This window comes from Enterococcus sp. H57 (assembly GCF_003112495.1).
Classification (GTDB): domain Bacteria; phylum Bacillota; class Bacilli; order Lactobacillales; family Enterococcaceae; genus Enterococcus_B; species Enterococcus_B faecium.
In genome coordinates this window covers 1-24,299 of record NZ_BEHC01000072.1, presented here as the reverse complement: position 1 = coordinate 24,299, position 24,299 = coordinate 1, and the positions used below count along the sequence as shown (strand labels likewise).

Sequence of the window (24,299 nt, the reverse complement as noted above, 5' to 3'; positions counted from 1 at the left end):
CCTTAATGGAAAAAATAAATGAGAATCAAATCAACAAGTACACCTGCAGCGAATCCTATAGTAAACTTCTTTTTCCGCGTTTTATGATGGAAAACTTTTCGAGAGATCAATCCTCCCAAACCACCGCCTAACAGGCTGACAAATATCAAATTATTCTCAGGAACACGCCAGCCGCTAGTTCTAGCCTGATGTTTATCATACCCCATCAGACAAAATAAGTAAAAATTCACAATGAAAAGGTAAAACCACAAAGGATTGTGTAACAATACATCCATTACTCTTCTTCCAACTTTCTGTTAACTACTATTTCTAAGCTTTTTCTTCTTTCTTTGGTGAATAAACTGTTAATCCTTTTGATACAACAGATAATTCAACTGGAAGATCATCTGTCGTGTCTCCATCCGTTCGAGTGCCCACAGATTTTTCCTGCGCTTGGATTTTCATGCGTTTGGCTGTGAAATAAGTAATGCCGGGGATCGTATAGAATATGCCTCTCATGATTCTAGGCAAATAAAAAATAAATCGGAAAATATCTAAGGAAGGTACGATCGTTACATGGAATTTTCCATCATCCGGGGTCGCTGAGTCGTCAAAATTTGTAAAACCGCCCACGGAGTTAGACATCGTGACTGTCAACAGTTGGGATTTTCCTTTCCAATGCTCCTCGTCTGTTTCTAAATCCAAATGATACTTTTTCTTCTTCAGCAATAACTTAAAAAACTTCTTGATAAAAATCCACGAGCCATAACGCTGTTTTTCTTCTTGACTGATCCAAACTGCTGTATCTGCTAAGATTCCGATTGTCAGTGTAGAGATAATGACTTCATCATTGACTTGACCATAGTCTATTTTCCGCACATTGCCTTCCAGGATCACGTCAGCAGCTTCTTCTTTTTTGAGGGGAATCTCAAGAACACGTGCAAGGTTGTTGACAGTTCCACCTGGAAGTAATCCGACATGGTATTGAGATAATGTTTTTTGGAACGCTTGGACGATATGATGAATCGTGCCGTCTCCACCTATAATTACTAAAGTATCAGCTTCTATGGCTTCTGCTTTCTTGACTAATTCCGCATCATCAATCGATGGGCCAGTTTCAGCTAGTTCTACATATAATTCTGGCTGCTTTTCTTTTACATAATCTTGAAACCAGCGTGCTAATTTCTCACCCTCATCTTTCCCTGAACGTTTGTTATAAAAAACTAGCAGCTTTTCCATTCTTTACCTCCTATTTACTCTTCAAAAAAGAGGGCGGGACAACCAATTCCATTGTCCTGCCCTTTAGCCTTAGACAGATGACATTCCATCATTGGGACGAACGCCTTGTCATAAGCTGTTCTTTTTCGATTTTAACTCTTTGTGTTCAATTCTGCAATTTTTACAATCACGTCTGTTGTTTTTTCCATTACTTGTAAAGAAACAAATTCGAATCGTCCGTGCATATTTTCTCCTCCGGCAAATAGATTTGGCGTCGGAATACCCATGTAAGAGATTTTTGAACCATCTGTTCCTCCACGAACTGGTTCGATCACTGGAGAGATACCAAGCTCGATCATTGCTTGTTTCGCTAATTCCACGATGCTCATATCTTTTTCAATGATTTCTTTCATGTTGTAATATTGATCATACATATCTACTTTGATTCGTTCTTGATCAAATCGCTGATTCAACTCTTCTTGGATATGTGTGATTTGTGCTTTGCGTGCTTCGAATTTTTCACGATCATGATCGCGAATGATATAACTCATAGAAGCTTCTTCAGGATTCCCATCCAATGCCATCAAATGGAAGAAACCTTCGTATCCTTCCGTTTTTTCTGGAACTTCATCGGCTGGAAGCTGATTATGAAAATCGATTGCTAACTGTAGAGCATTGATCATTGTATCTTTTGCCGTCCCTGGATGTACATTTTTCCCTTGGATCGTAATATTTGCTTGAGCAGCACTAAACGTTTCATACTGCAACTCACCTAAAGGACCACCATCGACTGTATAAGCAAAATCTACATCGAATTGCTCAACATCGAATTTATCAGCTCCGACACCGATTTCTTCATCAGGACCAAAAGCCACTTTGATGGTACCGTGAGGGATAGAAGGATTATTGATCAAGATCTCCATTGCAGTCATGATTTCCGCAATCCCTGATTTGTCATCTGCTCCCAGTAATGTACTGCCATCTGTTGTGATCAATGTGTGGCCTTCATAATTTTTCAAATTTGGAAAATCTTTTGTATTCAATGTATAGCGTTCTTCCGCATCTAGTACGATCGTAGACTCGCCATCATAGTTTTCAATGATTTGTGGATTGACTCCTACTGCATTAAAATCTGCTGTATCCATGTGGGAAATAAATCCAATGGAACGCACTTCATGATCAACATTGCTTGGTAATGTTCCCATAACGAATCCGTTATCTTCATTATAGAAAACATCAGCTAAGCCTAACTCTTCTAATTCTTTTTTCAATTCTTGCGCAAAAGCAACTTGTGTCTGAGTCGATGGAGTCGTTTTGCTTGTTGCATCGGAGCGTGTTTCTGTTTTGACATATCGTAAAAAACGTGGCAAAAGATTTTCGTACATAGTATTCTCTCCTTTTAATTAAATTGAAATGGGTTTGTATTTGTTTCAGAAACGAAAAAGTTAATATCCCAATTTTCCTCTTGTTTCCAAGATTCAAATTTCTCGATAAATCGTTGCTTGCATAACGATTCAATATAATGACCGGGATCAATTGCGATCAACCCAGCGCTTTGCATATCATGAGCCGTATGATAATAGATATCTCCCGTGATATAGACATCTGCTCTTTGGGCGATTGCTTGCGGATAAAATTTTTCACCGCTTCCACCGCAAATCGCAATGCGCTTCACAGAGGATTTTGCATTTTTTGGCTGGACTATTCTAAGTCCATCTAGTTGGAACGCTTCTTTTACTTGTTCTACAAATGCCTCTATAGAAATTTCTTGCGGCAATTCACCTACTCGTCCTAACCCAAACATTTCGACTGGTTCATCTATAGCGAAAAGATCATAAGCAGGTTCCTCATAAGGATGAGCTGACCGCATGGCTTGAATCACTTGTTTTTCGATAGTTTCCGGCAAAATAACCTCAACTTTTGCCTCTTGAACTTGTTCTGTCTTCCCTACTTTCCCAATCGCTGGTTGTGCACCAGCTTCCGGAGTAAATCGACCGTGTCCAATCGAGGTAAAACTTGTACCGGTATAATCACCTTGTGTACCAGCACCAGCTGCAGCTAATACTTCACGCATTTTCTGTGCATGATCCACAGGTACATAAACGGCCAGTTTTTTATAATGAATCTCATGAGTCTTTACTAAATAACTCTCCACTTCAATACCGAGAAGTTCACAAAACCAGTCATTCAGTCCATCCCAAATAATATCCATGTTCGTGTGTGCTGCATAGACGGCAATATCATGTTTCAACAAATCTGCATACATTTTTTCTTGTGGCTGATCAGTAACCAGCCGTTTTACAGGACGAAAGATTGGAGGATGTTTAGCAATCAGCAAATCGATTTTTTTCTTGATTGCTTCTTCGACCACTTCTGGACGAACGTCTAATGTCATCATTACTCGTTGGATTGGCTTATCCAATGTTCCGATATGCAGTCCGACTGGGTCTCCTTCTTCAGCTAGCCACTGAGGACAATAGCTTTCAAACTTTTGGATGAAGGTGCGTCCGCTGATTGTCATGTCTTTAAAACCTCCTCAATCATTTCGATTTCCTGCTCGATTTGTTTTTGACGTGCCTCTTGATTAGCTGCTTGTTTGAGCTGTTCACGGATAGCTTTTCTTTGTTGAAGCTCTCTTGACCATTTTGATTTGAAGATCTCACTTTTCTCTTCAAGCAGAAATGGCCCGAACATCAGCTCCATTTCATTGTAAGTAACTGGTTTTTGTTTTTTTTCGGCTACAATGATTTCATATATTTTTTTATTTTCTTCAAGTATTTTTTCTGATTGGATTTTATACTGATTTTCTTGCAGCCAAGATCGTAATGTACGCTCTCCGATGTTTGGCTGAAGGATCAAACGTTCTTGTCCGCTTAAGCGTTGATTCAACTTGCCAGCTTCTAGGATATCTCGGATCAGTGAACCTCCCATACCCGCAATCGTGACAGCTGTAATACCATCTTGTGGCTGGATAGCATCTAGACCATTTGCAAGGCGTACGGTGATACGGTCTTCTAATCCATCTTTTTTGACTTGCTTACGTGCTGATTCATAAGGACCTTGAACGACTTCGCCAGCAACTGCATATTCGATTTTTCCTCTTAATATCAATGCAACGGGTAAGTAAGCGTGATCTGATCCAATGTCTGCTAAACGAGCGGATTCAGGGACAAAGTCACCCACTGCGGCTAAGCGCTGAGATAAATCTAAATGGTTCATAGCTTCACTCCTTCTAGATAATTATAGCATTTTCCAAATAAAATAAGGAGACTAGGAATAAAAAAATTCCCATATCTCCTTAAAAAATATACCTTTTCGTTCTATAAAACAACATTTTCTTATTTTTGAAAAAATGTTGTTGGTTATTTGTTCAATGAAACATCAATAATCGAATCTCCAGGAACTTGCGGTGGGATAGACATCGTCATGATCGGCATCTCAACTAATGTAAATTGGACTTTGTCACCGATTTTTAATTCATTTATGTCCACGCTTATTTTTTCAGCAGTAGCATTTAAGATCACTCCGTCATTGCTGAATGACGTTCCCATATTCGCTGGATCTTCTTTGGCCATGACGTCGACGAGTTTCAACTGAAGCGTTTCTTCTTCTGCTTCTACTTGAGTGATACTTTCAATCATTCCGACAAATATGCTTTGTCCCTCCGTTTTCGTACTGCTTGTTTTTACTGTTTGACCCGCATCAATCGAATCAACAGAACCTGTGTTGCTATCTGCGCTACCGCAGCCTGCTAAAAGAAAAAATAGACCAACTACAGATATACTAGAAAAAATAGCCCTCATAAAAAATCCTCCGTTTAAGTTTCTGCATTACTTGTTGCGGTGATTGTCTCCGGTCATTTCTGTCCATATAATGATTCGCTGACCTGCTTTTACTACTAGGTCAAATGTCAGTTGGACTTGTCAACTGTTCAACCATTGCGTCGGTTGCGACCAGTCATTTCGATTTCTTTTGTCAAATAACGTATGCGTTCCATTATCCGTTTCGCTTTTAGCGGCTCTTCATCTCCACGTTGAGTGACGGACAAATGCTGTTCCAATTCATCCATTGTAAAATTCGATGAGAAGAAGGTTGGTAACTGTTCCTGCATCCGATATTGAAGGATAACACCGAATACTTCGTCTCGTATCCAACTACTCATCGCATCTGCACCAATATCATCGATCATCAAAATAGGTGAACGTTTCACTGCATCTAACTTTTCTGCCACTTGATCTTTTCCGATTGCCTGTTTCATCTCAACGGCAAATGTCGGAAAATGGACTAGCGTCGTGGTGAATCCAGCAATCGCTAATTCTCTCGCTGTTGCTCCTAATAAATATGTTTTTCCAATACCAAAACTTCCTACTAGATACAGTCCTTTATGATATCCTTTTGGATCAGCAGTATATTTCTCTACAAAATCTAGGGCTTCTAAGCTCGCATATCCTCGTCCATCTGTACGTTCAAAGTTTTCAAAAGAAGCCGATTGAATATCTTTTGGCATATCCATTGCTTTTACTCGGCTTCTGATTTCTTCTTGTCTTTGCCGTGCTAACAATGCTTCCGTTGGTACATAAGTGACATCCACATAATGAAAATTCAACGTCAGCTTCGGCTCATAGCCGGGAGCGATCATCGTTGGATCGTTTTTTTGATATTTACGCTTTTCTTGCACGAATTCATACAATTTAGCGTAACTTTTTTCAATATCCGCTTGTGTCAATTCTTCTTGGTGTGCGCTTAGAAAAGCTTGAACATCCGCATCATTTAAGACTTCAGCGATCATTTCAGCATACTTTTCTTGATAATTGCGTTTGCTGATGATCCTCTTCAATTCTTTGCCTACGTCTTCCATTAGATGTCACCCTCCTTTTTTGCCAGGTATTCTTTAAAACGGCGGTCAATCTCTGCTTTTTTCTCGCTGCTGATCTGTTTTTCATCTTTTGGCTGGTTGACCCAATCAGGAAGCTTTTCCCGTCGAACATTTCGCTTGCCAGTTTGATAATTTGTTTGCTTCTTTTGTTTTGATTGTTTTGCTTGATTACTTATTTGCCGAATGTGCTGGATTGCTTCTTCTGCTGTGGCGATTTTCTTTTGTGCCCATTCATTTGCCACTGTATTTACATAACTGGCATTTAAGCTAGCATTATTCTTGATCACTAGTACATAATTCAGCAAAACATTGATCACGCTACTGGAAAGACCTGATTGAGAAACAAGATCTTGCAGTAACCAGTTTTCTTGTTTAGAAACATATCCGCCTTTTTCTGACTTGATTGCTTCCAGATATTTCATCGGTGGAATGCTCTGTGCTTCTTTTATCAGCTGAAGCGCTGCGTTTGTCAAATGTTCGTTTGACGAGGGTTCATTACTGTTTTCAGAAACCGCAACTGTTTCTTTTGTTTGCTTCACCGGACGTCTCTGCATTGCCAAAATGGCTTTTTGCAGTTCTTTTTCAGATACTTTTTGTTCACTAAAGTCATAAGATTGACTGATCAGTTCGCCAAGTGTCAATTCATCGAAACCGTAAAGCTGATGATACATGTCGACTTGTTTGATGATTGGATCATCAAGACTTGCAATATGTTTTTTTGCCAGCCAATCATTCAAAAACTGCCAATCGAATGTCGAATCTGCTTCAAGTAATGCTACTGATTCAGATTCTTCAAAAGATTTATTCAGTGATTCGATGTTTTCTTGATTAGCAGCGTACACTGCTTCATTGAAGCGATAAACATCTAAAAATTTTTTTGTGATTTTTTGATATCCCTCTGCTGTATGCCTTTTAGGTTCAAACAATTTGGTAAGCTTCTGGAATCGTCGTTCACCAACTTTTTCCAGAAGAAGAAAAGCCAGAACAGAGTCTTTGAAAAATGCTTTAGGAATGAGTGGTTCTAACAGCTCATAAATAAAACGAGGTCCCAGATCACTATCTTCTTTAAAATAAACATCCAGTAAGCCGATTCCTTCTAGCTTTTTTCTTGCATCATAAAATTGCGGGATACCACAGCCTAGACTACTAAGCAGATCTGCATGCATCCCTTCAGGACCTTTGCCACATTCTTGAGAGATTTCTGATAACAGGGTGAAATAGATACTCAAGGCTTCTCCGCCGATTAGTGGCTGATAAAGATACAGCAAGGCGTTCTTGCTGTCTTCTCTCAGCGGAGCCGCTTTTCTTCCTTGGTAAATATTTTTTGGTTGAAGCTCTTTCCAAGCATTTTCCAAGGAAATGCCTCCTTTTTGTTTCTTAATTGTTTTCTTTATTGTTTTCTTTATTGTTTTCTTTATTGTTCTCTTTATTATTTTCTTTTGCTTTATCCACGATATCTTGCAATTCTTTTAAGAAAACAGACATATCTTTGAACTGGCGATAAACACTTGCAAAACGAATATAAGCGATTTCGTCTAAATCAACTAAATCTTCCATCACATATTCACCAATTAGATTCGTCGATACTTCGTTTTCTCCGAGACTGCGTACGCGGTTTTCGACATGGTTGACGATTTGTTCCATTTGTTCCATAGCTACAGGTCTTTTTTCTGCTGAACGGATGAGTCCTCTTAAAATTTTATCGCGATTGAACTCTTCGCGTTCCCCGTTTTTCTTGATTACTAATAACGGAGCAGCTTCAATTCGTTCAAATGTAGTGAATCGGAACGAACAATTCTCACATTCGCGACGGCGACGGATCGCACGTCCATCATCTGCTTGACGGCTGTCGATTACTCGTGAATTATTATGTTGACATCTGGGACATCTCATTTTGTCTCACCTCTTGCATCGCATTTTTATATAAAGGGTGTGTCTTTCTTTACAACTAGTTGTATTATAACACGAAACAAATCACAAACGCGACTGTCCTACCAAAAAAACACGGATATAAGAACAATTTTTTCTACTTTCATGCGTAATTGTGTTCCCTGTCCTTACCAAATTTCAATTTTCCAATACTGATCACCTTGATTACTGAGAAATAACTTACACAAAAGCTGATTTAGTCATCTAGCACAAAAAACTTGAAGCAGATGAACACCTTCTCATCTGCTTCAAGTCACATCTCGATTTTTTACTATTTTATAACTTCTCTTCGATTCCTGTATAGTGTTTCATTCGCTGTTCCTCGATTTTTTGCTCATCGGGAATGTGGTCACTTTCTGGGAGCGGTGTTTTACTACGATCAGGTGTCGGATTTTTTCGTTCTTGAGTCAAATCTTGCCGCTTCGCTTCTTCTTCTGCCTGCTGGTCTTCTATTTCATCGATTCTTGCTTGGTACTGCTTTTCTTTTTCTTCTGCTGTTTCTGATTGCGTACGACCTTCATCGATTAGATTTTCTTTATTGAGTATCTCGCCGATTTTTTCTTTTGCGTTACCTACGACTTTATCCTTTTGATTTTTTAATGATCCCATCGCTATCCCTCGCTTTCTATACTCAGGATAGCAAAATTGACACAGATACTCAAAGAAAGCGATTAGCAAAAAGCCAATTTTCGATTTGTCCCACAAGTTTTTCTTTTGTTCCATTGTTGTCGAACAAAATATCCGCACGCTGCTTTTTTTCTTCGATTGGAAGCTGACTACTAATTCTCTGCTGCGCTTGTTTTAGCGTCAGTTGATTACGTTTCATCAAACGCTGAAGCTGAGTTTCTGGCGTAGTATAAACGACAGCTACTGCATCCATATAGTGGTCATAATGACCTTCGTAGAGCAATGGGATATCTACAATTACTAAAGGATGATTGGAACTTAGAGAGGCGATTTGATCTTTTATCGCTTTTCGGATAAACGGATCTAATAGCTGATCAAGTTTTTGCCGTTTTTCCTTTGATGGAAAAACAATCATCCCAAGTTTCCCTCGATCTAGCTGCCCATCAGACTGCAATACCTCTTGGCCAAACACTGATACAATTTTCCTCAGAGCAAGCGTTCCAGGCTCAACAGTTTCTCTGGCAATCACATCGCCATCGATCAAAGGAAATCCATGAGACTGAAAGACTTTGGCTGCCGTACTTTTACCGGTAGCTATTCCACCCGTCAAACCTAAAACAAATCCTACTTTGCGATTTTTAGCCTTTGACAATTCGGACAATAGTGCGTCCCCCTTTGTGCCACTTTTGTTTTCACGATCGGCGTCCCACAACGTATACATGGTTTGCCAGTTTGCTGATAGACATGCAGTGCTACTTGAAATCCGCCTGATTCTCCTAATGCATTCAAATAACTGCGAATCGTGGTACCTCCGGCTTCTATTGCACGATCCAAAACATCAATGACCGATAGACGTAATTGTTCTACCTCTTTGGGGCGCAGTGTGTTCGCCGGTTGTTCTGGATGGATCTTCGCTTCCCATAATGCTTCATCTACATAAATATTACCTAGACCAGTCACTAGACGTTGGTCTAGCAGCAATGGCTTGATTGCTTTGTGGGACTTTTTCAGTCCATTTGCAAAATCTGCTAATAAGAAGCTATCTGGCAAAGGCTCAGGTCCCAATTTCATGATTCCTCGGTAAGTTGCACTTGCTCCTTTTTCGACGATTGTCATACGACCAAATTTTCGTACATCGTTGTAGCGAAGTTGGCTTCCATCCTCAAAAAAGAAAAGTACATGCGTATGTTTATCGATTGGTGTATTTTCTTTCGTAAATTGATATTTTCCTTCCATTCGCAAGTGTGAGATCAGTTCATAATGATCGAGATGAAAAATTAAAAACTTCCCTCTACGTCCAATGGATTGGATGGTTTCGCCAACAAGAGAAGCCTCAAAGATGGGTGTCTCTGGTTGCTCGATGATCTTGGGCCACAAGACCTGAACTTTTTGAATCGTTTTTCCTACTACTAACCGTTCCAATCCTTTACGAACGGTTTCTACTTCTGGTAATTCTGGCATTTTTTCTTTTCACCTTCATTATATTGCTCTGTCTTAAACAATGTTTATTTTGCTTCGTACCACGTTTTTCCCCAACTGCTGTCAGTGATCAATGGTACATGAAGAGAAACAGCTTGTTCCATAATTTCCTTCACCAATTTATCTAATGATTCAAGTTCTTTTTCCGGTACCTCGAAGACAAGTTCATCGTGAACTTGTAACAGCATCGTAGCTTGAAGACCTGCTTCTTTTAATCGTTTATCCAATTCGATCATCGCGATTTTCAAAATATCTGCAGCACTTCCTTGGATTGGTGTATTGATAGCTGTTCGTTCCGCAAAAGAACGGATATTGTAATTTCTTGAATTGATGTCTGGCAGATATCGACGGCGGTGATACAGCGTTTCGACGTAGCCTTGGTCTTTTGCTTCGCGTACGATTCTTTCCATATATTCTTTGACACCTGGGTATTTTTCAAAGTACGTATCGATGTATTGCTGTGCTGCTTTTCGGCTGATTCCTAGATTTTGTGAAAGTCCGTAATCAGAGATGCCATACACGATACCAAAATTCACTGCTTTTGCCTGCCTACGCATATTTGGTGTGACATCCTCTGCCTTTTCGATTCCAAATACACGCATCGCTGTGCTGGCATGGATATCTTGACCTTCTAGGAAGGCAGCTTTCAAATGTTCATCATTTGAGATATGCGCAAGTACGCGTAACTCGATTTGTGAATAGTCAGAAGAATAAATCAGCCAGTCTTTTTCTCTAGGAACAAATGCCTGACGTATCTTTCTCCCTTCATCTAATCGAATCGGGATGTTCTGCAAATTAGGATCAACAGAGCTTAATCGTCCTGTTTGGGTCAATGTCTGGACATAACGGGTATGCACTTTCCCATCTGATTGGATCACTTTCAGCAGTCCCTCGACATAGGTAGATTGAATTTTTGCAATTTGACGATAGGTGAGGATATCCTCTACGATTGGTGCTTGTTCACGAAGCTGTTCCAGTACATCTACAGCTGTGGAATATCCAGTTTTTGTTTTTTTGATAACGGGTAATCCCATTTTTTCAAATAAGATCACTCCTAATTGCTTTGGTGAATTCAAATTGAATTCTTCGCCGGCTTCTTCGTAGATTTTTTGTTCGATCTCTCTTAAGCGAGCAGAGAACTCGCCCTTCATTTCTTGTAAGCGAGTCGCATCTACTTTGATCCCGCTTATTTCCATCTCTGCCAAAATGATAGACAATGGCAGTTCCATTTTCCGGAAAAGATCTTCTTGGTTTTTATCTGCCAGTTCTTGGCTCAATTTTGGTGTCAACGCATTGATTGCAGCTACTTTTCGCGCTAAATGAGCAAAAAAGAGTTCCTCTTCTTCTGGTAAACCTTTTTTCGCCCCTTTGCCGTATACAGCTTCATCTGATTGGATATCGTTGTATCCGTAATGAGCAGCTATTCCTTCGATATCTGTGCTTTTTTCATTCGTATCGAGAAGGTATGCACCTAGCAAGACATCAAAATCGATTCCTTTCGTTTTTCCAGTATAGCGGTTTAAAGCAACATAAGTTCGTTTCGCATCATATACTTTTTTCAGCCGAGTCGGATCAGTGATCCAAGAATGGAACGCTCGGTTTTCGAATACAGATAGATCGTTCGTGACATAAATTTTCTTTTCTGCCCCCCACGCTACTCCGACGATTTCCTCTGTATGATAATTGTCGCCCATCATTTCCACGTACAACGCCATATCCGTAGTAAACATTTCCTCTTTGAATTCATGAACGACTTCAAACAAAATATCATCCATTTTTACTTCTTCTTCTACGATATTCAATTTAGAAAGGAACTGATTGAAATCCATTTCTTTATAAAACGGAACGAGTTTATCGAGATTTTTCCCTTCATACTTCAATGAGTCGATAGAGACATCCACAGGCGCTAAAGTATTGATGGTCGCCAATTTTTTCGATAAGAAAGCCTGCTCTTTGTCATTTATCAGATTTTCTTTCATTTTGCTTTGCTTCATTTCATCGATATGTTCATAAATTCCTTCGACTGAGCCATATTGTTTCAATAGCTTGATAGCTGTTTTTTCACCGATTTTAGTCACACCGGGGATATTGTCAGAGGCATCTCCGGCTAGTCCTTTCATGTCAATAATCTGTTTTGGCGTCAACCCATCATATTTTTCCGCTACATGTTCTGGTGTATAGCTTTCGATATCGCTGACACCTTTTACAGTGATATCCACTTTTACTTCTTTACTAGCTAATTGAGTCAAATCCCGATCACCTGAAAGCACGACGACATCAAATTGATCTTTGTCTACTTTTTCTGCCAAAGTACCGATAATATCATCTGCTTCATAATTGGGCAATTCGTAATACTGTACCCCTAGTCCTGTCAACAAATCACGTATATATGGCATTTGTTCTTTGAATTCGCCAGGTGTTTTGGATCTTCCACCTTTGTACTCCGCATACATTTCTGTCCGAAAAGTCGTTTTTCCTGCATCGAACGCAACCAGAACATGAGTCGGTTGCTCTTTTTGCATAACATTTTCAAACATCGTATTGAATGCATAGATTGCATTTGTATGAAGACCGTTTCTATTTTTGAAACGTTCAAGAGAATTGTGAAGCGCAAAGAATGCGCGAAAAGCCACACTGTTCCCATCAACGAGTAATAATTTATTTTTTGTCATCTTCTTAACTCCTTACTGTAAAGTTCTTATTCATTCTAACAAAGAATCCTGCGGAATGCGAAAAGAAAAAGCGGGACCATACCAAATAATTCGGTATAGCCCCAACTGATGAATTTTTTTCTTTTTTAGTTGTTCCGTCCAAAGATTCTCAGAAACGCCAAGAACAAGTTGATAAAGTCCAAATACAGCTTCAATGCCATGAATACAGCAATTCCACTATGTGCTGTTCCGTTTGTCTGGACATAGATATTACGGATGCTTTGGTTATCATAAGCTGTGATCCCTGCAAAGATGACGACTAACAGTAGGGAGATGAACAGCTCAACTGCGCTACTTCTCAAAATGAAGATGTTCAAGACTAGTGCAATGATCACTCCGATTAAAGCTGCCTGTCCTGCTCTTCCAACCCCGCTAAGATCTCTTTTTGTTGTTACTCCGACAACAGACATCCCCATGAACATCAAAGTAGCTGTCAAGAAAGCTTGCGTTACTGTTCCAATATCGTAGTATGCAAGAGTAACCGCTAATGTTATGCCATTCAAAAGAGAGTAGGCAATAAATCCACCGATTGCTAAGCTCGGATTCTTTTGTGCTTTTACGCCTAGAACCATTACTAAAATCAGTTCAACGATCCACAGACCCACAAAGCCTAGTGGAAAATTATTGATAAAAGTTGCTAATTGCAAAGGAAATACCCAAAGAGCCAAGTAAGAAGTGACTGCACTAAGGGCAAGTCCCATACCTAAAAATCCATAAACTTTTGCATAAAAACGATTGATACCTGACATTGATGTACTTGGATTATTCATTCAATTCACCTTCACTTTCGATTGCTATTTCCAATTCAGGAACTTGTGGCGGTTGGACCATAACGACAGCATCCAACACACGATCTTCGTTCGTATTCTCCGCTTCTACAGAAATCGTCACCACATCCTTCATCTTATCTACTTTTATGACCTCAAACTGAAAAGTCAGTGTTTCATAATGGAAAACCGGTTCAATAAAATTGACAGAAAAATTGACAACATGTGATCCTGGTCCAGGAAGATGCTTTGAAATTGCACTTGTGATGATCCCCATCAGCATCACTGATGGAACGATTGGCTGTTGATATTCTGTTTTTTGTGCAAAGTCATGTTGGATATACAAAGGATTTGCATCATTCGTCAATCCCAAATACAGCAAAAGCTGGTTATCTTCAATAGATTCTGTTAAGGACAACGAGTCGCCTTCCTCGATTTCATTTATTGTTTTTCCTAGTTTTCTCGGCTTACCTATGTTCAAGATAGAAACCCTCCAGTTTATTTTTAATCATACATTATTGTACCAAAAGTAGCGTAAAAGGCAAGTTCTGCTCCCTTGATTTAACAGATTCCTATAGTTTACAGAGGTCGTCAAAAAGCTGCCCTGCATCAAGTAATAAGAACAGCCAAGAAAAACAGCTTCTCATGTTTTTGATTTGGCTGGACTTATTACCGCAGATGCAAGATTTTGAACGCCGTTTATCATAAGTTGCAAAAAAGGGAGCTTGGCAAGATTTTTGCCACTCCCCCTCTTTCTATTTTTATAAGGACACTGCAGTAATTGTATTACAGTACATTTTTCGTCGTGCTGCTTAAAAGTTTTTCATACGCTTGTTCAAATTTTTGAACATCTCCAGCACCCATGAAGATTACTACTGCATCATGATAATCTAACAATGGAGATACATTATTTTCTTTGATGACTTCTCCACCTTTTTTGATTTTCGCTCCAAGGTCTTCGATCTTAACGTTTCCTTGTTCTTCCCGAGCCGAACCAAAAATATCGCATAAGTAAACTTTATCAGCTAAATCAAGTGCTTCTGCAAATTCATCCATCAATGCAATCGTACGCGTAAACGTATGAGGTTGGAAAACTGCAATTATTTCTTTATCTGGATATTTTTGGCGTGCGCCATCGATCGTTGCTTTGATCTCTGCAGGGTGATGCGCATAATCATCGACTACGGTCATGTCTGCTACGATCTTTTCACTGAATCGACGTTTTACTCCTGGGAAAGTCAGCATTTCTTCTGCCACTTCTTTCAGATCCAGTTTTTCGAAATAAGCTACTGCAATAACACCTAAAGCATTTAAGATATTGTGTTTACCGAATGCTGGTACAGTGAAGTGCCCAACAAATTCATCCCCATGATAGACATCAAAAGCAGAACCAGAAGTTGTGCGTTCGATCTTTCGTGCTTGGATATCATCGTTTTCTGTGACACCATAATAATAAATCGGCACATATGCTTTTAATTTGCGTAAATAAGCATCGTCACCATACGCAAAAATAGCTTTTTTCACTTGTCCAGCCATTGTTTGGAAAGCTGTAAATACATCGTCGATACTTGTATAATAATCCGGATGATCAAAATCGATATTGGTCATGATTGCATAGTCTGGTGAATAGGCAAGGAAATGACGGCGATATTCACAGGCCTCAAATGAAAAGAATTCCGCTTGCGGATCACCATGTCCTGTTCCATCTCCAATTAGATAACTTGTTGGACGGACACCACTCAATACATGAGAGAGCAGTCCAGTCGTACTTGTTTTTCCGTGAGAGCCTGTTACAGCGATACTCGTATAGTTTTGGATAAAATGACCAATAAAGTCGTGATAGCGAATCACTTCCAAACCTAATTCTTTTGCTCGCTGGATTTCTTCATGTGAATCAGGAAATGCATTTCCTGCAATGATCGTCATCCCTGGTTTTACATTATCTGCGTTAAATGGCAGAATCGTGATATTTGCTTTTTCTAAATCTCTTTGTGTAAAGAAATATTTTTCAATGTCTGATCCTTGGACATTTAGACCTTGTTCATGTAAAACAAGAGCCAAGGAGCTCATTCCTGAACCTTTGATACCAACAAAATGATACAATTTATTTTGATTTTCCATTTGAATCCTCTTCTCTTATCTAGCGTCCATTCTTTTAGCTATTACATTCAACACGCTCCTCATTATCTTATAAACGATTGAAAATTTCAACCAAATTTATTTGGAAAGGAGGATTCGCTTGCTAAAATGGTCAAGTACGGGAAAAATCCGTTTTTATTGACTCTTTAATTCTGGTGTAAGAAGACCAAACTTCCTCTGATATATCAATGTGAGGAATAAAATCTTTTCCTTTCGGACCATAGCCGTTCTCATCGTCATGGAGTCGTTCCATTTCTCCTAATACTAGCGCATGGAAATATTCCTTAGGCCATTGATGATTCAGTTCTTTTGCTGTAAAGATGATCTCTTCAGAAAAGTGAAGGATTTCCGGCACAAATGGCACAGCATTCGCGAAAATAGTTTGTTCACTTTTCCATACTTTCTCAAAAGTTGCTTGAGTCCTGCGTTGCAGTGTCGGATCATTCATCAATAAGATTTTTTCTGGTACAGCTCCTAAGGAATGAAGAATCTCCAGTGAAAAAGTGGCGTTCTCTCCAGAATTTGTAGACTTCGATTCTATCAGAAAAGCCTTATCGGGCAAATCATAGACTTCTTTTAGATACTGACGACAGATTTCACTTTCACTCATGCCATCTTCAAAATGAAATCCTTGCTTTTCAAAATTCTCATAAAGGATTCTAGTCGCATGCCCCACCCCTCCGACCAAAAACAATTGATCTACTTGGCCATTTAAATACATTTGTGCTGCTTTATCAGCTAAGATAGGAAGACAGTTTCCAGCTAAAATAAGTGTAGGTGCCGTCAGTTCCTCAAAATTTCCCTCTTCAGGTGCGGCTAAAAAATTTAATAGCTGATTCCAGTCTTTTAGATTCCTCTGCTCACTTTTTTCCAAAGGCCTTCCATCCTTTCATCTGATTTTTTGTGCTTCATTAAAGTCTTCTCTTTTTGTCTCAATCCATTTGATTTCCCCATGACATCTTCCACAACGATATTTGCGTACATCGATTCTTCTCTTGCGGCAGATCGTGGCAGAACAATCTTGGCATCGATAATACTCCATCTTTATCTGTTTCTTCGTCAAGGCTGGTGCATAGCGCAACCCTCCTGTTTTTTTCAAAAGATACTTGAAATCCATATCTTTATGCTGATACCCTCTTCCAGCTAGATGAAGATGATAATGGCAAAGTTCATGCTTGATGATTCCTGCAATCGTCTCTTCGTCTGACTCTTCAAATAGCTTCGCATTAAAATCTAAATGATGATCATTTAAATGATAGCGCCCGGCAGTTGTACGTAAGCGTGGATTGAACATTGCTTGGTGCTTGAAAGGAAGCTGGAAGCTTTTTAATGATATCTCTTCTACTAACTGCTGCAGTTCTTCTTGTGTCAATTTTTGTTACTCCTCATTGTTACTCTTCATAAGGGGAAAGCATCGTCAAACTGATTCTGCCTTTTTTCGTATCGACTTGTTCTATCCAAACTGTTACGATATCTCCTACTGACACGACATCTGTAGGATGCTTGACGAATTTTTTGCTGAGTTTCGATATATGGACAAGTCCGTCTTGCTTCACACCGATATCAACAAATGCGCCGAAGTCAATGACATTACGGACCGTTCCAGTCAATTCCATCCCTGGTTTCAAGTCTTCCATACTCAATACATCTGTACGTAATAAGGGCGCTGGCATCTCAACACGCATATCTCGTCCAGGTTGTGTCAGCCCAGCTAAAATATCGGTTAACGTTTCTTCTCCGACTGATAGGCTTTCAGCCAGTTTCTCTACGGATAATCGTGTCAATTTTTCTACTGCTTCTTCTGTACCAAGCTCTTTTTCTGAAAGTTGGACTGAAGTTAATATTTCTTTTGCAATAGAATAACTTTCGGGATGGATACCTGTGTTGTCCAAAATGTTTTTCCCACCAGGGACTCGCAAGAATCCGATTGCTTGTTCATATGCTTTTGGTCCTAAGCGTGGCACTTTTTTCAATTGAGTTCGTGCGGTGAATTCTCCGTTTTCTTCACGATAAATGACAATGTTTTGGGCAGTTGTTTTATTCAATCCTGATATATGCTGCAAGAGCTGCGGGCTTGCTGTATTCACATCCACACCTACTTGGTTAACCGCTGTTTCCACAACAAAATCCAATTGTTCAGCCAAACGTTTTTGAGAAACGTCATGTTGGTACTGGCCTACTCCGACAGCTTTAGGATCGATTTTGACTAATTCAGCTAAAGGATCTTGCAGGCGACGGGCAATAGAAACAGCACTTCTTTCTTCAACTTGTAGATGCGGAAATTCTTTTCGTGCAATTTCGCTAGCGGAGTAAACAGAAGCGCCTGCTTCGTTGACGATAGCGTAATAGGTTTTATGGTCGGCGGATTTCAACTGCTCAGCCACAAAAAGTTCAGATTCCCGACTGGCTGTACCATTTCCGATAGCTACCATATCTACTTGATATTTATTAATTAATTGGATAAAAGCTGGTCCAGCAGCTTCTCTTTTTGCTTGCGCTGCAGGTTTATGAGGATAAATAACTTCGATTGCTAAAACTTTCCCTGTCGCATCTACGACTGCTAGTTTACATCCAGTACGATAAGCCGGATCAAATCCCAGGACAACTTTACCTTTTAGTGGCGGTTGCAACAAAAGATTACGGAGGTTTTCACCGAAAATAGCGATTGCTTGCTCATCTGCCTTTTCAGTCAATTCATTGCGCAGTTCTCGCTCGATTGCTGGCTGAATAAAGCGTTTATAACTATCCTGATAGGCTTCTCTGACGAATGAAGAAGAAGGAGAGGCAGGATTTTTGACTATTTGGCGATCCAAGTAAGCTAAAATTGCTGCTTCATCTACTTGAAGGAATACTTTCAGAATATCATCTTTTTCTCCACGATTAGTAGCTAATATTCGATGAGAAACCATTTTATGGACGGGTTCTGCAAAGTCATAATACATTTCATATACGCCTTTTTCATCTGCTTGCTCATCCTTGACATTGCTGACATACATACCTTTGTTATACGTATAAGACCGAATCCAAGTCCGAAATTTTGCATTATCGCTGACTTGTTCAGCAATAATCTCATGAGCACCGTGCAACGCTTCTTCGGCAGAAGAGACTTTTTTTTCTTTGTCAATATATTTTTCTGCTTCAGATTGCACCTCTCCATCTGTAAGCTGCATCAGCCACTTCGCGAGTGGTTCAAGTCCTTTTTCTTTAGCAATCGTTGCTTTTGTCCGTCGTTTTTGTTTGTATGGACGATACAAATCTTCCACTTGTTGCATTTTCACGGCTTGGGTGATTTCTGCTTCTAACTCGGGAGTCAGTTTCCCTTGTTCATCGATTAGCCGAATCACTTCAGTTTTACGTTTTTCTAAGTTTTCAAGATATGCATACCGCTCTTCGATTTCACGAATCTGGACTTCATCAAGACTTCCAGTCATTTCTTTTCGGTAACGCGCGATAAAAGGAACAGTGTTTCCTTCATTTAACAAATTAAGTACAGTAGTCAACTGCTTAGGACGATAGTCTGAAAGCTCTTTTTGTACAAGCTGAATGATCGTCTGGTTCAAATTTTCCGTCATTAAAATGCCTCTTTTCTGCTAAAAATTGCTTCTTTATTCTATCATACTTTTTATCCTGGGTTAAACTACTGAAAGAAACAATATTCTCTATACAAATAAAAAGAGCCGCAACAAAGTCACAGCTCCTTCATTCTTTCCATTAGTCAGATTCCATGCCAAGGTCCTTCGTTGTTCTGATATTCAATATCTTGAAGAATACCTTCCTTGTCAAAAACAACCCCATGCAATGACCCTCCGAATACAGCCCCACCGTCCATTCCGATTTTATGATCCTGAATCCAGAGGTCTGTTGTCTGCATATCTCCATGGAGCATTGGTGTAATCGTATGTCCAAATACAATTGTCTTACCTGTATTGTTTTTCCCTTCATGAAATGGTTCCCTTATCCAAATAAAGTCTCTTAGACTTGTCTTACGCCAGTCTTTCTTTGTCAAATCCACACCGGCATGGACAAAAAGATAATTTTCCCATTCATAATACAAGGGGCGCTGGACTAAAAATTTAATCAGTTCTGAATATCTCGATTGGATCATCATCGAGATTTCAGTTGGGGAGTATTCCTCCGATGCCCCTGGGTGAAGCAGGCTTTCAAACGTTTCTTTTCCACCATTTCTCATATAAGGCGCATACCAGTCCTCCGGTGATTGCAGAAATTGCAAAAAATATTCTTCATGGTTTCCCCGGAGGTAAATGGCTCCTGTTTCTTCGACTAATTGCTTTCCTAATAAAAAACATTCTTTTGTACGAGGACCTCGATCATTGAGATCCCCTAATAAAACAAGCTGATGGATCTTTGGATCATAATAGTGAATAAGTTTTTCAAAAAGCTCATATTTGCCATGGACATCCCCAATAGCATAAAGTAATGATTTCATATAGATCACCATCCTCAACGCTAGTATAGCGCATATTGGAAATGGTCGACAATCAAAACTATTGTTTTCTATTTGCTTAAAGCTGTAAACCGCAGTTCTGCTTCTTCTGGAGAGATTCCATGGTCTTGAACATAACGATTGCGCGGATGTTTCGCACACTCTATGCTACATGCTCCTAAATGTTTTTCTTCATTTTCAATGGAAGCAAGAATCTGACGATTGCACTCAGGATTGCTACAATTGATATATCGTTCACATGGTGTTCCGTCAAACCAGTCGCGACCGACGATTTGTTTATCTACTTGGTTGATATCGACAGCGATCCGTTCATCAAACACATACATCTTGCCGTCCCATAATTCTCCTTGGACTTCAGGATCCTTACCATAAGTAGCAATACCGCCATGCAGCTGTCCGACATCTTTGAATCCTTCACGGACAAGCCAACCAGAAAACTTCTCGCAACGAATGCCACCAGTACAGTAGGTCACTACCCGTTTTTCCATAAATTCTTCTTTGTGCTCGCGGATCCAGTCTGGAAGCTCTCGAAAACTGCGTATATCTGGGCGTACAGCCCCTCGAAAATGTCCCAAGTCATATTCATAATCATTCCGTGCATCAATCACCACTGTCTGTTCATCTAAAATAGCTTCTTTAAATTCTTGCGGTGAAAGATAAGCACCTGTCACTTGGTTTGGATCAATGTCCTCTTCTAGCTTTAAACTTACAAGCTCTGGACGGTATCTTACAAACATCTTCTTAAAGGCATGTCCTTCACTTGGATCGATCTTGAACATCGTATCAGCAAATCGAGGATCAGCTTTCATTGCTTCCATATAGGCAGTTGTGTTTTCAACGGTTCCAGACACAGTACCATTTATTCCTTCTTCAGCTACTAGAATACGACCTTTAAGATCCAAAGATTTGCAAAAGGCTAAATGATTTTTGGCAAATTCCTCTGGTTCTTCGATTTTTGTATAATTGTAATAAAGCAGTACTTGATAATCCATGTATTTCTTCCTTCCTTCTTTTCGTTCCTAAACAGTATAAAGAAGGCGTTCGCATTTGACGATTTATTTGCTTGTGTATAATTACGCATGGAAAGTTTTTTTGTTTACATAATATTATTATTTGAATTAAAAAGACTTCGCTTTCCTGTTTCGCACAGAAAAACAAAGTCTTTATTTCTATTATTTACCTGTAACCGCAAAGTAGTTGCCATCGGGATCAGCAAAGTTAAAGACATATTCTTCTCCAAGCTGTACCATATCACCTAATGTGACTGATTGCGTCTGCATTTTTTTATATAGTCCAAAGATATCTTTACTGTAAAACATCAAAGATGGGGCACTAGTAGCTGTGCCAGGTGAATGGGACTCAACAAATGCTCGATCATATAACAGAAATGAGGTTTGACTATCTTCAACTCCTACTTCAATTATAAGCGTCCCATCCATTTCTTGACGATCTTTTTCTGCAAAGCCAACTGCTCTCCAAAACGTTGCATTTTTTTCTACATCGTCCACATAAAGCATGATTTTTATTTCATTCGTAAACATCTGTTTCCTCCTAAACGATCTGTTCTAACATTCTCAACTTTGTCAGTTTACCATAGGAAAATGGGAAAATCTACGAAAGCTCTCAACAGAATCGTCCTACTTAAATACGCTTTTCTTTAATAATAAATAAGTTGGTTGTTTTTGTTATTTACGCTTTCACTTTTCGGAATAAATAATGTGTATTTATATGGAATAAATAAAAAAAAGAGGTCGTGACTAAAAACAAGTCACAACCTCTTGTTACTTAGTATTCTCATCTAAGTTACTTTTCTTATCATTTGACATCCAAAGATTTCTTCATTTCCAAATCGGCCTTTATTTGGGGATAAATATTATCTAGATGATAAAACATCATTGTTACTATCGAACAGATAATCAAGAGCATTGGTACATAAAGATACATCGCTTGAATGGCAAAAATTGCCTTTCCGGATTGTCTGATTTCTCCAGGTTGATACATTCCCCAAGCAAGTAAGGCACCCGCTACACCACCAGAAATTGCCTGTGCAACTTTCCCTAAAAAGCCATTAATTGCAGAAAGTGAACCAGAAACATTCACACCTGTCTTCCAAACACCAAAATCAACTGGATCTGCTTGCATCGAAAAATAAATACTTTCTTTTACTCCGTAACCAATGGCTGAAATAAAGGTACCAACAAGTATCAGTGTTATATTCTTAGCAGCAAACATGATAACTATCAATCCTAATAACTGGATACTTGCGGATAAAAGATATAAATTTCTTTTGCCTAATAGTTTAGCAAGTATAGGAACAAAAAAGTTTGCAAACATAGGAACAATTGACATAATCGTCGCTACAGTAATAGAAAGTGTCTTGCTTCCAATCACTACAGAAAAATAATAAACTAGTGCACTTGATTGAATAAAAAAACTGGTCCACATAAACAGGATATTGACTGCAAAGATCATCCAAGGTTTATTTTGCTTCAAAGACGTAAAGACCCTTTTGAATGAAGGATTTTTTGTTCCATGGACAGGCAATTCTCGAACAGCGGAGAATGTAAAAAAGAATAGTAGACAGCTGATTACGCCAAACATTCCCATGACAATCTTGAAGCCTAATTGTTCATTTCCCTTACCAAAAACAGCAACAAGTGTCAAAACAGATAAACTAACAATCGTTGCACCTAGGAAAGCAAAAAATTTTCGAGAAGTTGATAGTGCCGTTCTTTCTTCTGTATCATTTGTCAAACTTGGCAAAATCGATGCCATTGGTACATTTACTAATGTATATGCAAAAGACAAACCAAGATATGTGACATATGCATACACTAATTTTCCTGAATTAGAAAAATCAGGCACATTGAAACACAAAAAAGCAAAAAGTGCAAAAGGAACTGCTCCAAAAAGAAAATACGGTCGTGATTTTCCCCAGCGTGTATTCGTGTGATCGATCAAGTAGCCAACCAATAAATCTGTCACACCATCTACAAAACGCGTCACTACAAACATCAGGCTGATTGCTGCAGCGTTCAAATTCATGATATCCGTATAAAAATATAAGAGATAGAGCGAAATTACTTGCCAGATAAGATTACATGCGAAGTCAGATACCCCATAACCAATCCGTTGTCGCCATTTTGTCAACCACTTTCTTTTTAATAGACTCATTTGTGTTGTTTCCATAATAAGCCTCCTTTACTATATCTGCCAACAGAGATAACAGCTTTCATTTTTTCTTAAATCACGGATCAATTCATTAACAAGTAAGAACTGATCCATGTATTTTTCCTAATTAACTAACTATTTACCTATCAGATATTTCCCTATTAAATAGGCTGGTGTACAACTCCATGCATGACAATAACTATTTAAAATTGGGCTACCATATGGAGAAAAGGTTAAATCTTCTGGTTTAAAAGCTTCCCAAAATGTATCTGCACCTAATTCAATCATCTTTCCCCAATATTCTTTCATCAATTTTATAGCCTCTTCTTGACAATCGGCTATAAATAAAGCTTCCACCACATGATGATACATATAAGGTGTCGCAATTCCTTGAATTGGAAAATGATATTTAATCGTTTCTAGCATGATTTCCTTATTTGTTTGCTTGTCAAATACTTCGGCTAACACCATCCAAACTTGACTGGCAACATTTATTTCATTGTTTTTTTCAATGACAAACTGTTTTTTCTCATGATTAAATAGAGTTTGGTTTGAAAAGTTTATCATTTTTTCTAGTATTTCTTGATAGTACATTTCATTCGCTTCATTCGATAGTTTCGCGAGTTTTAAAAATCGTTTCAATGTATAGATCATGATTGCTTGTCCAGCAGTTGCTTTATCAAAATCATTCGACCAATCGACAAAGACAGGAAAATCTTCAGTCAGTACCAAACGCCCCTCAATATCAACTTGTTTTAGTGCTAAATCAATTGCCTTTTTAGCAACAAGATAAAGATCTGCTAAGACATTCTTATCTTTGGTATGCGCAACATAATCATATAAGGAAACCCGTGGTGCTAGTTAATTTTAATATCCTAAAGAATATCTCAAAGTTCCTTCAAAACGTCGTTGTGCTCGACTTAATAGAACACTGTAAG

At 38.9% G+C, this 24,299-nt stretch carries 23 protein-coding genes and 1 pseudogene; all 24 read right to left on the bottom strand.

Translation table 11 applies throughout. The features are described 5' to 3' along the window. Positions 1 to 2 precede the first annotated feature (2 nt). Positions 3 to 275: a DUF1294 domain-containing protein gene (locus tag DIZ30_RS12265; RefSeq protein ID WP_002288344.1), complete on the bottom strand. Its 273-nt coding sequence runs from the start codon at positions 273 to 275 to the stop codon at positions 3 to 5. Positions 276 to 309: 34 nt separating this feature from the next. Continuing rightward, on the bottom strand, positions 310 to 1,218 hold the full coding sequence (locus tag DIZ30_RS12260; protein ID WP_002324022.1) for a diacylglycerol kinase family protein: 909 nt from the start codon (positions 1,216 to 1,218) through the stop codon (positions 310 to 312). A 131-nt stretch (positions 1,219 to 1,349) separates the two neighbouring features. Then, the gene (gene pepT, locus DIZ30_RS12255; protein ID WP_002324021.1) at positions 1,350 to 2,582 is read right to left on the bottom strand and encodes a peptidase T; all 1,233 of its coding nucleotides are present in this window, start codon (positions 2,580 to 2,582) and stop codon (positions 1,350 to 1,352) included. A 14-nt stretch (positions 2,583 to 2,596) separates the two neighbouring features. Then, positions 2,597 to 3,718: a Nif3-like dinuclear metal center hexameric protein gene (locus DIZ30_RS12250; protein WP_002288338.1), complete on the bottom strand. Its 1,122-nt coding sequence runs from the start codon at positions 3,716 to 3,718 to the stop codon at positions 2,597 to 2,599. Then, entirely contained in the window at positions 3,715 to 4,416 is a 702-nt protein-coding gene (locus DIZ30_RS12245; RefSeq protein WP_002326973.1) for a tRNA (adenine(22)-N(1))-methyltransferase TrmK, read from the bottom strand. Before DIZ30_RS12245 ends, DIZ30_RS12250 begins: the two co-directional genes overlap by 4 nt. 143 nt (positions 4,417 to 4,559) lie before the next feature. Next, on the bottom strand, positions 4,560 to 5,000 hold the full coding sequence (locus DIZ30_RS12240) for a hypothetical protein (RefSeq protein WP_109023235.1): 441 nt from the start codon (positions 4,998 to 5,000) through the stop codon (positions 4,560 to 4,562). 128 nt (positions 5,001 to 5,128) lie between these two features. Continuing rightward, on the bottom strand, positions 5,129 to 6,055 hold the full coding sequence (gene dnaI / locus DIZ30_RS12235) for a primosomal protein DnaI (RefSeq protein WP_002288331.1): 927 nt from the start codon (positions 6,053 to 6,055) through the stop codon (positions 5,129 to 5,131). After that, complete coding sequence (locus tag DIZ30_RS12230) at positions 6,055 to 7,428, bottom strand: replication initiation and membrane attachment family protein (protein WP_002326972.1); 1,374 nt, start codon at positions 7,426 to 7,428, stop codon at positions 6,055 to 6,057. The genes dnaI and DIZ30_RS12230 overlap by 1 nt, the downstream gene beginning before the upstream one ends. 22 nt (positions 7,429 to 7,450) lie before the next feature. After that, positions 7,451 to 7,966 carry a transcriptional regulator NrdR gene (nrdR, locus tag DIZ30_RS12225; protein ID WP_002324940.1) on the bottom strand — a complete coding sequence of 172 codons (516 nt, stop codon included), beginning with the start codon at positions 7,964 to 7,966 and terminating at the stop codon, positions 7,451 to 7,453. Positions 7,967 to 8,278: 312 nt separating this feature from the next. Then, positions 8,279 to 8,611: a hypothetical protein gene (locus DIZ30_RS12220; protein ID WP_002319136.1), complete on the bottom strand. Its 333-nt coding sequence runs from the start codon at positions 8,609 to 8,611 to the stop codon at positions 8,279 to 8,281. A gap of 49 nt (positions 8,612 to 8,660) precedes the next feature. Beyond that, positions 8,661 to 9,290: a dephospho-CoA kinase gene (gene coaE, locus DIZ30_RS12215; protein ID WP_002319135.1), complete on the bottom strand. Its 630-nt coding sequence runs from the start codon at positions 9,288 to 9,290 to the stop codon at positions 8,661 to 8,663. Further along, positions 9,254 to 10,090, bottom strand: coding sequence for a DNA-formamidopyrimidine glycosylase (gene mutM, locus DIZ30_RS12210; protein ID WP_002325743.1), 837 nt, complete (start codon positions 10,088 to 10,090; stop codon positions 9,254 to 9,256). The genes coaE and mutM overlap by 37 nt, the downstream gene beginning before the upstream one ends. A 44-nt stretch (positions 10,091 to 10,134) precedes the next feature. Further along, positions 10,135 to 12,780 (bottom strand): DNA polymerase I, encoded by a 2,646-nt coding sequence (gene polA, locus DIZ30_RS12205; RefSeq protein WP_002326971.1) that lies wholly within the window; start codon positions 12,778 to 12,780, stop codon positions 10,135 to 10,137. Between the two features lie 125 nt (positions 12,781 to 12,905). Continuing rightward, complete coding sequence (locus tag DIZ30_RS12200; RefSeq protein WP_002326970.1) at positions 12,906 to 13,589, bottom strand: Bax inhibitor-1/YccA family protein; 684 nt, start codon at positions 13,587 to 13,589, stop codon at positions 12,906 to 12,908. Further along, the gene (locus DIZ30_RS12195; RefSeq protein ID WP_002296398.1) at positions 13,582 to 14,067 is read right to left on the bottom strand and encodes a MaoC/PaaZ C-terminal domain-containing protein; all 486 of its coding nucleotides are present in this window, start codon (positions 14,065 to 14,067) and stop codon (positions 13,582 to 13,584) included. Before DIZ30_RS12195 ends, DIZ30_RS12200 begins: the two co-directional genes overlap by 8 nt. A gap of 305 nt (positions 14,068 to 14,372) precedes the next feature. Then, a complete protein-coding gene (gene murC / locus DIZ30_RS12190; RefSeq protein WP_109023234.1) occupies positions 14,373 to 15,707 on the bottom strand; it encodes a UDP-N-acetylmuramate--L-alanine ligase in 1,335 nt (444 codons plus the stop codon). Positions 15,708 to 15,837: 130 nt separating this feature from the next. Next, entirely contained in the window at positions 15,838 to 16,599 is a 762-nt protein-coding gene (locus DIZ30_RS12185) for a YdcF family protein (RefSeq protein ID WP_002326968.1), read from the bottom strand. Positions 16,600 to 16,614: 15 nt separating this feature from the next. Beyond that, a complete protein-coding gene (locus DIZ30_RS12180; RefSeq protein WP_109023233.1) occupies positions 16,615 to 17,097 on the bottom strand; it encodes a SprT family protein in 483 nt (160 codons plus the stop codon). A gap of 19 nt (positions 17,098 to 17,116) precedes the next feature. Continuing rightward, positions 17,117 to 19,297 (bottom strand): Tex family protein, encoded by a 2,181-nt coding sequence (locus DIZ30_RS12175; RefSeq protein WP_109023232.1) that lies wholly within the window; start codon positions 19,295 to 19,297, stop codon positions 17,117 to 17,119. Positions 19,298 to 19,440: 143 nt separating this feature from the next. Further along, the gene (locus DIZ30_RS12170; RefSeq protein ID WP_002326966.1) at positions 19,441 to 20,172 is read right to left on the bottom strand and encodes a metallophosphoesterase; all 732 of its coding nucleotides are present in this window, start codon (positions 20,170 to 20,172) and stop codon (positions 19,441 to 19,443) included. Positions 20,173 to 20,240: 68 nt separating this feature from the next. Then, positions 20,241 to 21,182, bottom strand: a complete 942-nt coding sequence (locus tag DIZ30_RS12165) for a rhodanese-related sulfurtransferase (protein WP_002324948.1) — start codon at positions 21,180 to 21,182, stop codon at positions 20,241 to 20,243. A gap of 180 nt (positions 21,183 to 21,362) precedes the next feature. Then, on the bottom strand, positions 21,363 to 21,731 hold the full coding sequence (locus DIZ30_RS12160) for a lactoylglutathione lyase (protein ID WP_002296407.1): 369 nt from the start codon (positions 21,729 to 21,731) through the stop codon (positions 21,363 to 21,365). Positions 21,732 to 22,005: 274 nt separating this feature from the next. Next, complete coding sequence (locus DIZ30_RS12155; RefSeq protein ID WP_109023231.1) at positions 22,006 to 23,379, bottom strand: MFS transporter; 1,374 nt, start codon at positions 23,377 to 23,379, stop codon at positions 22,006 to 22,008. 117 nt (positions 23,380 to 23,496) lie between these two features. Continuing rightward, positions 23,497 to 24,207 (bottom strand): annotated as a pseudogene (locus DIZ30_RS12150) (alpha-rhamnosidase); the annotation flags it as partial. Between the last annotated feature and the right edge of the window lie 92 nt (positions 24,208 to 24,299).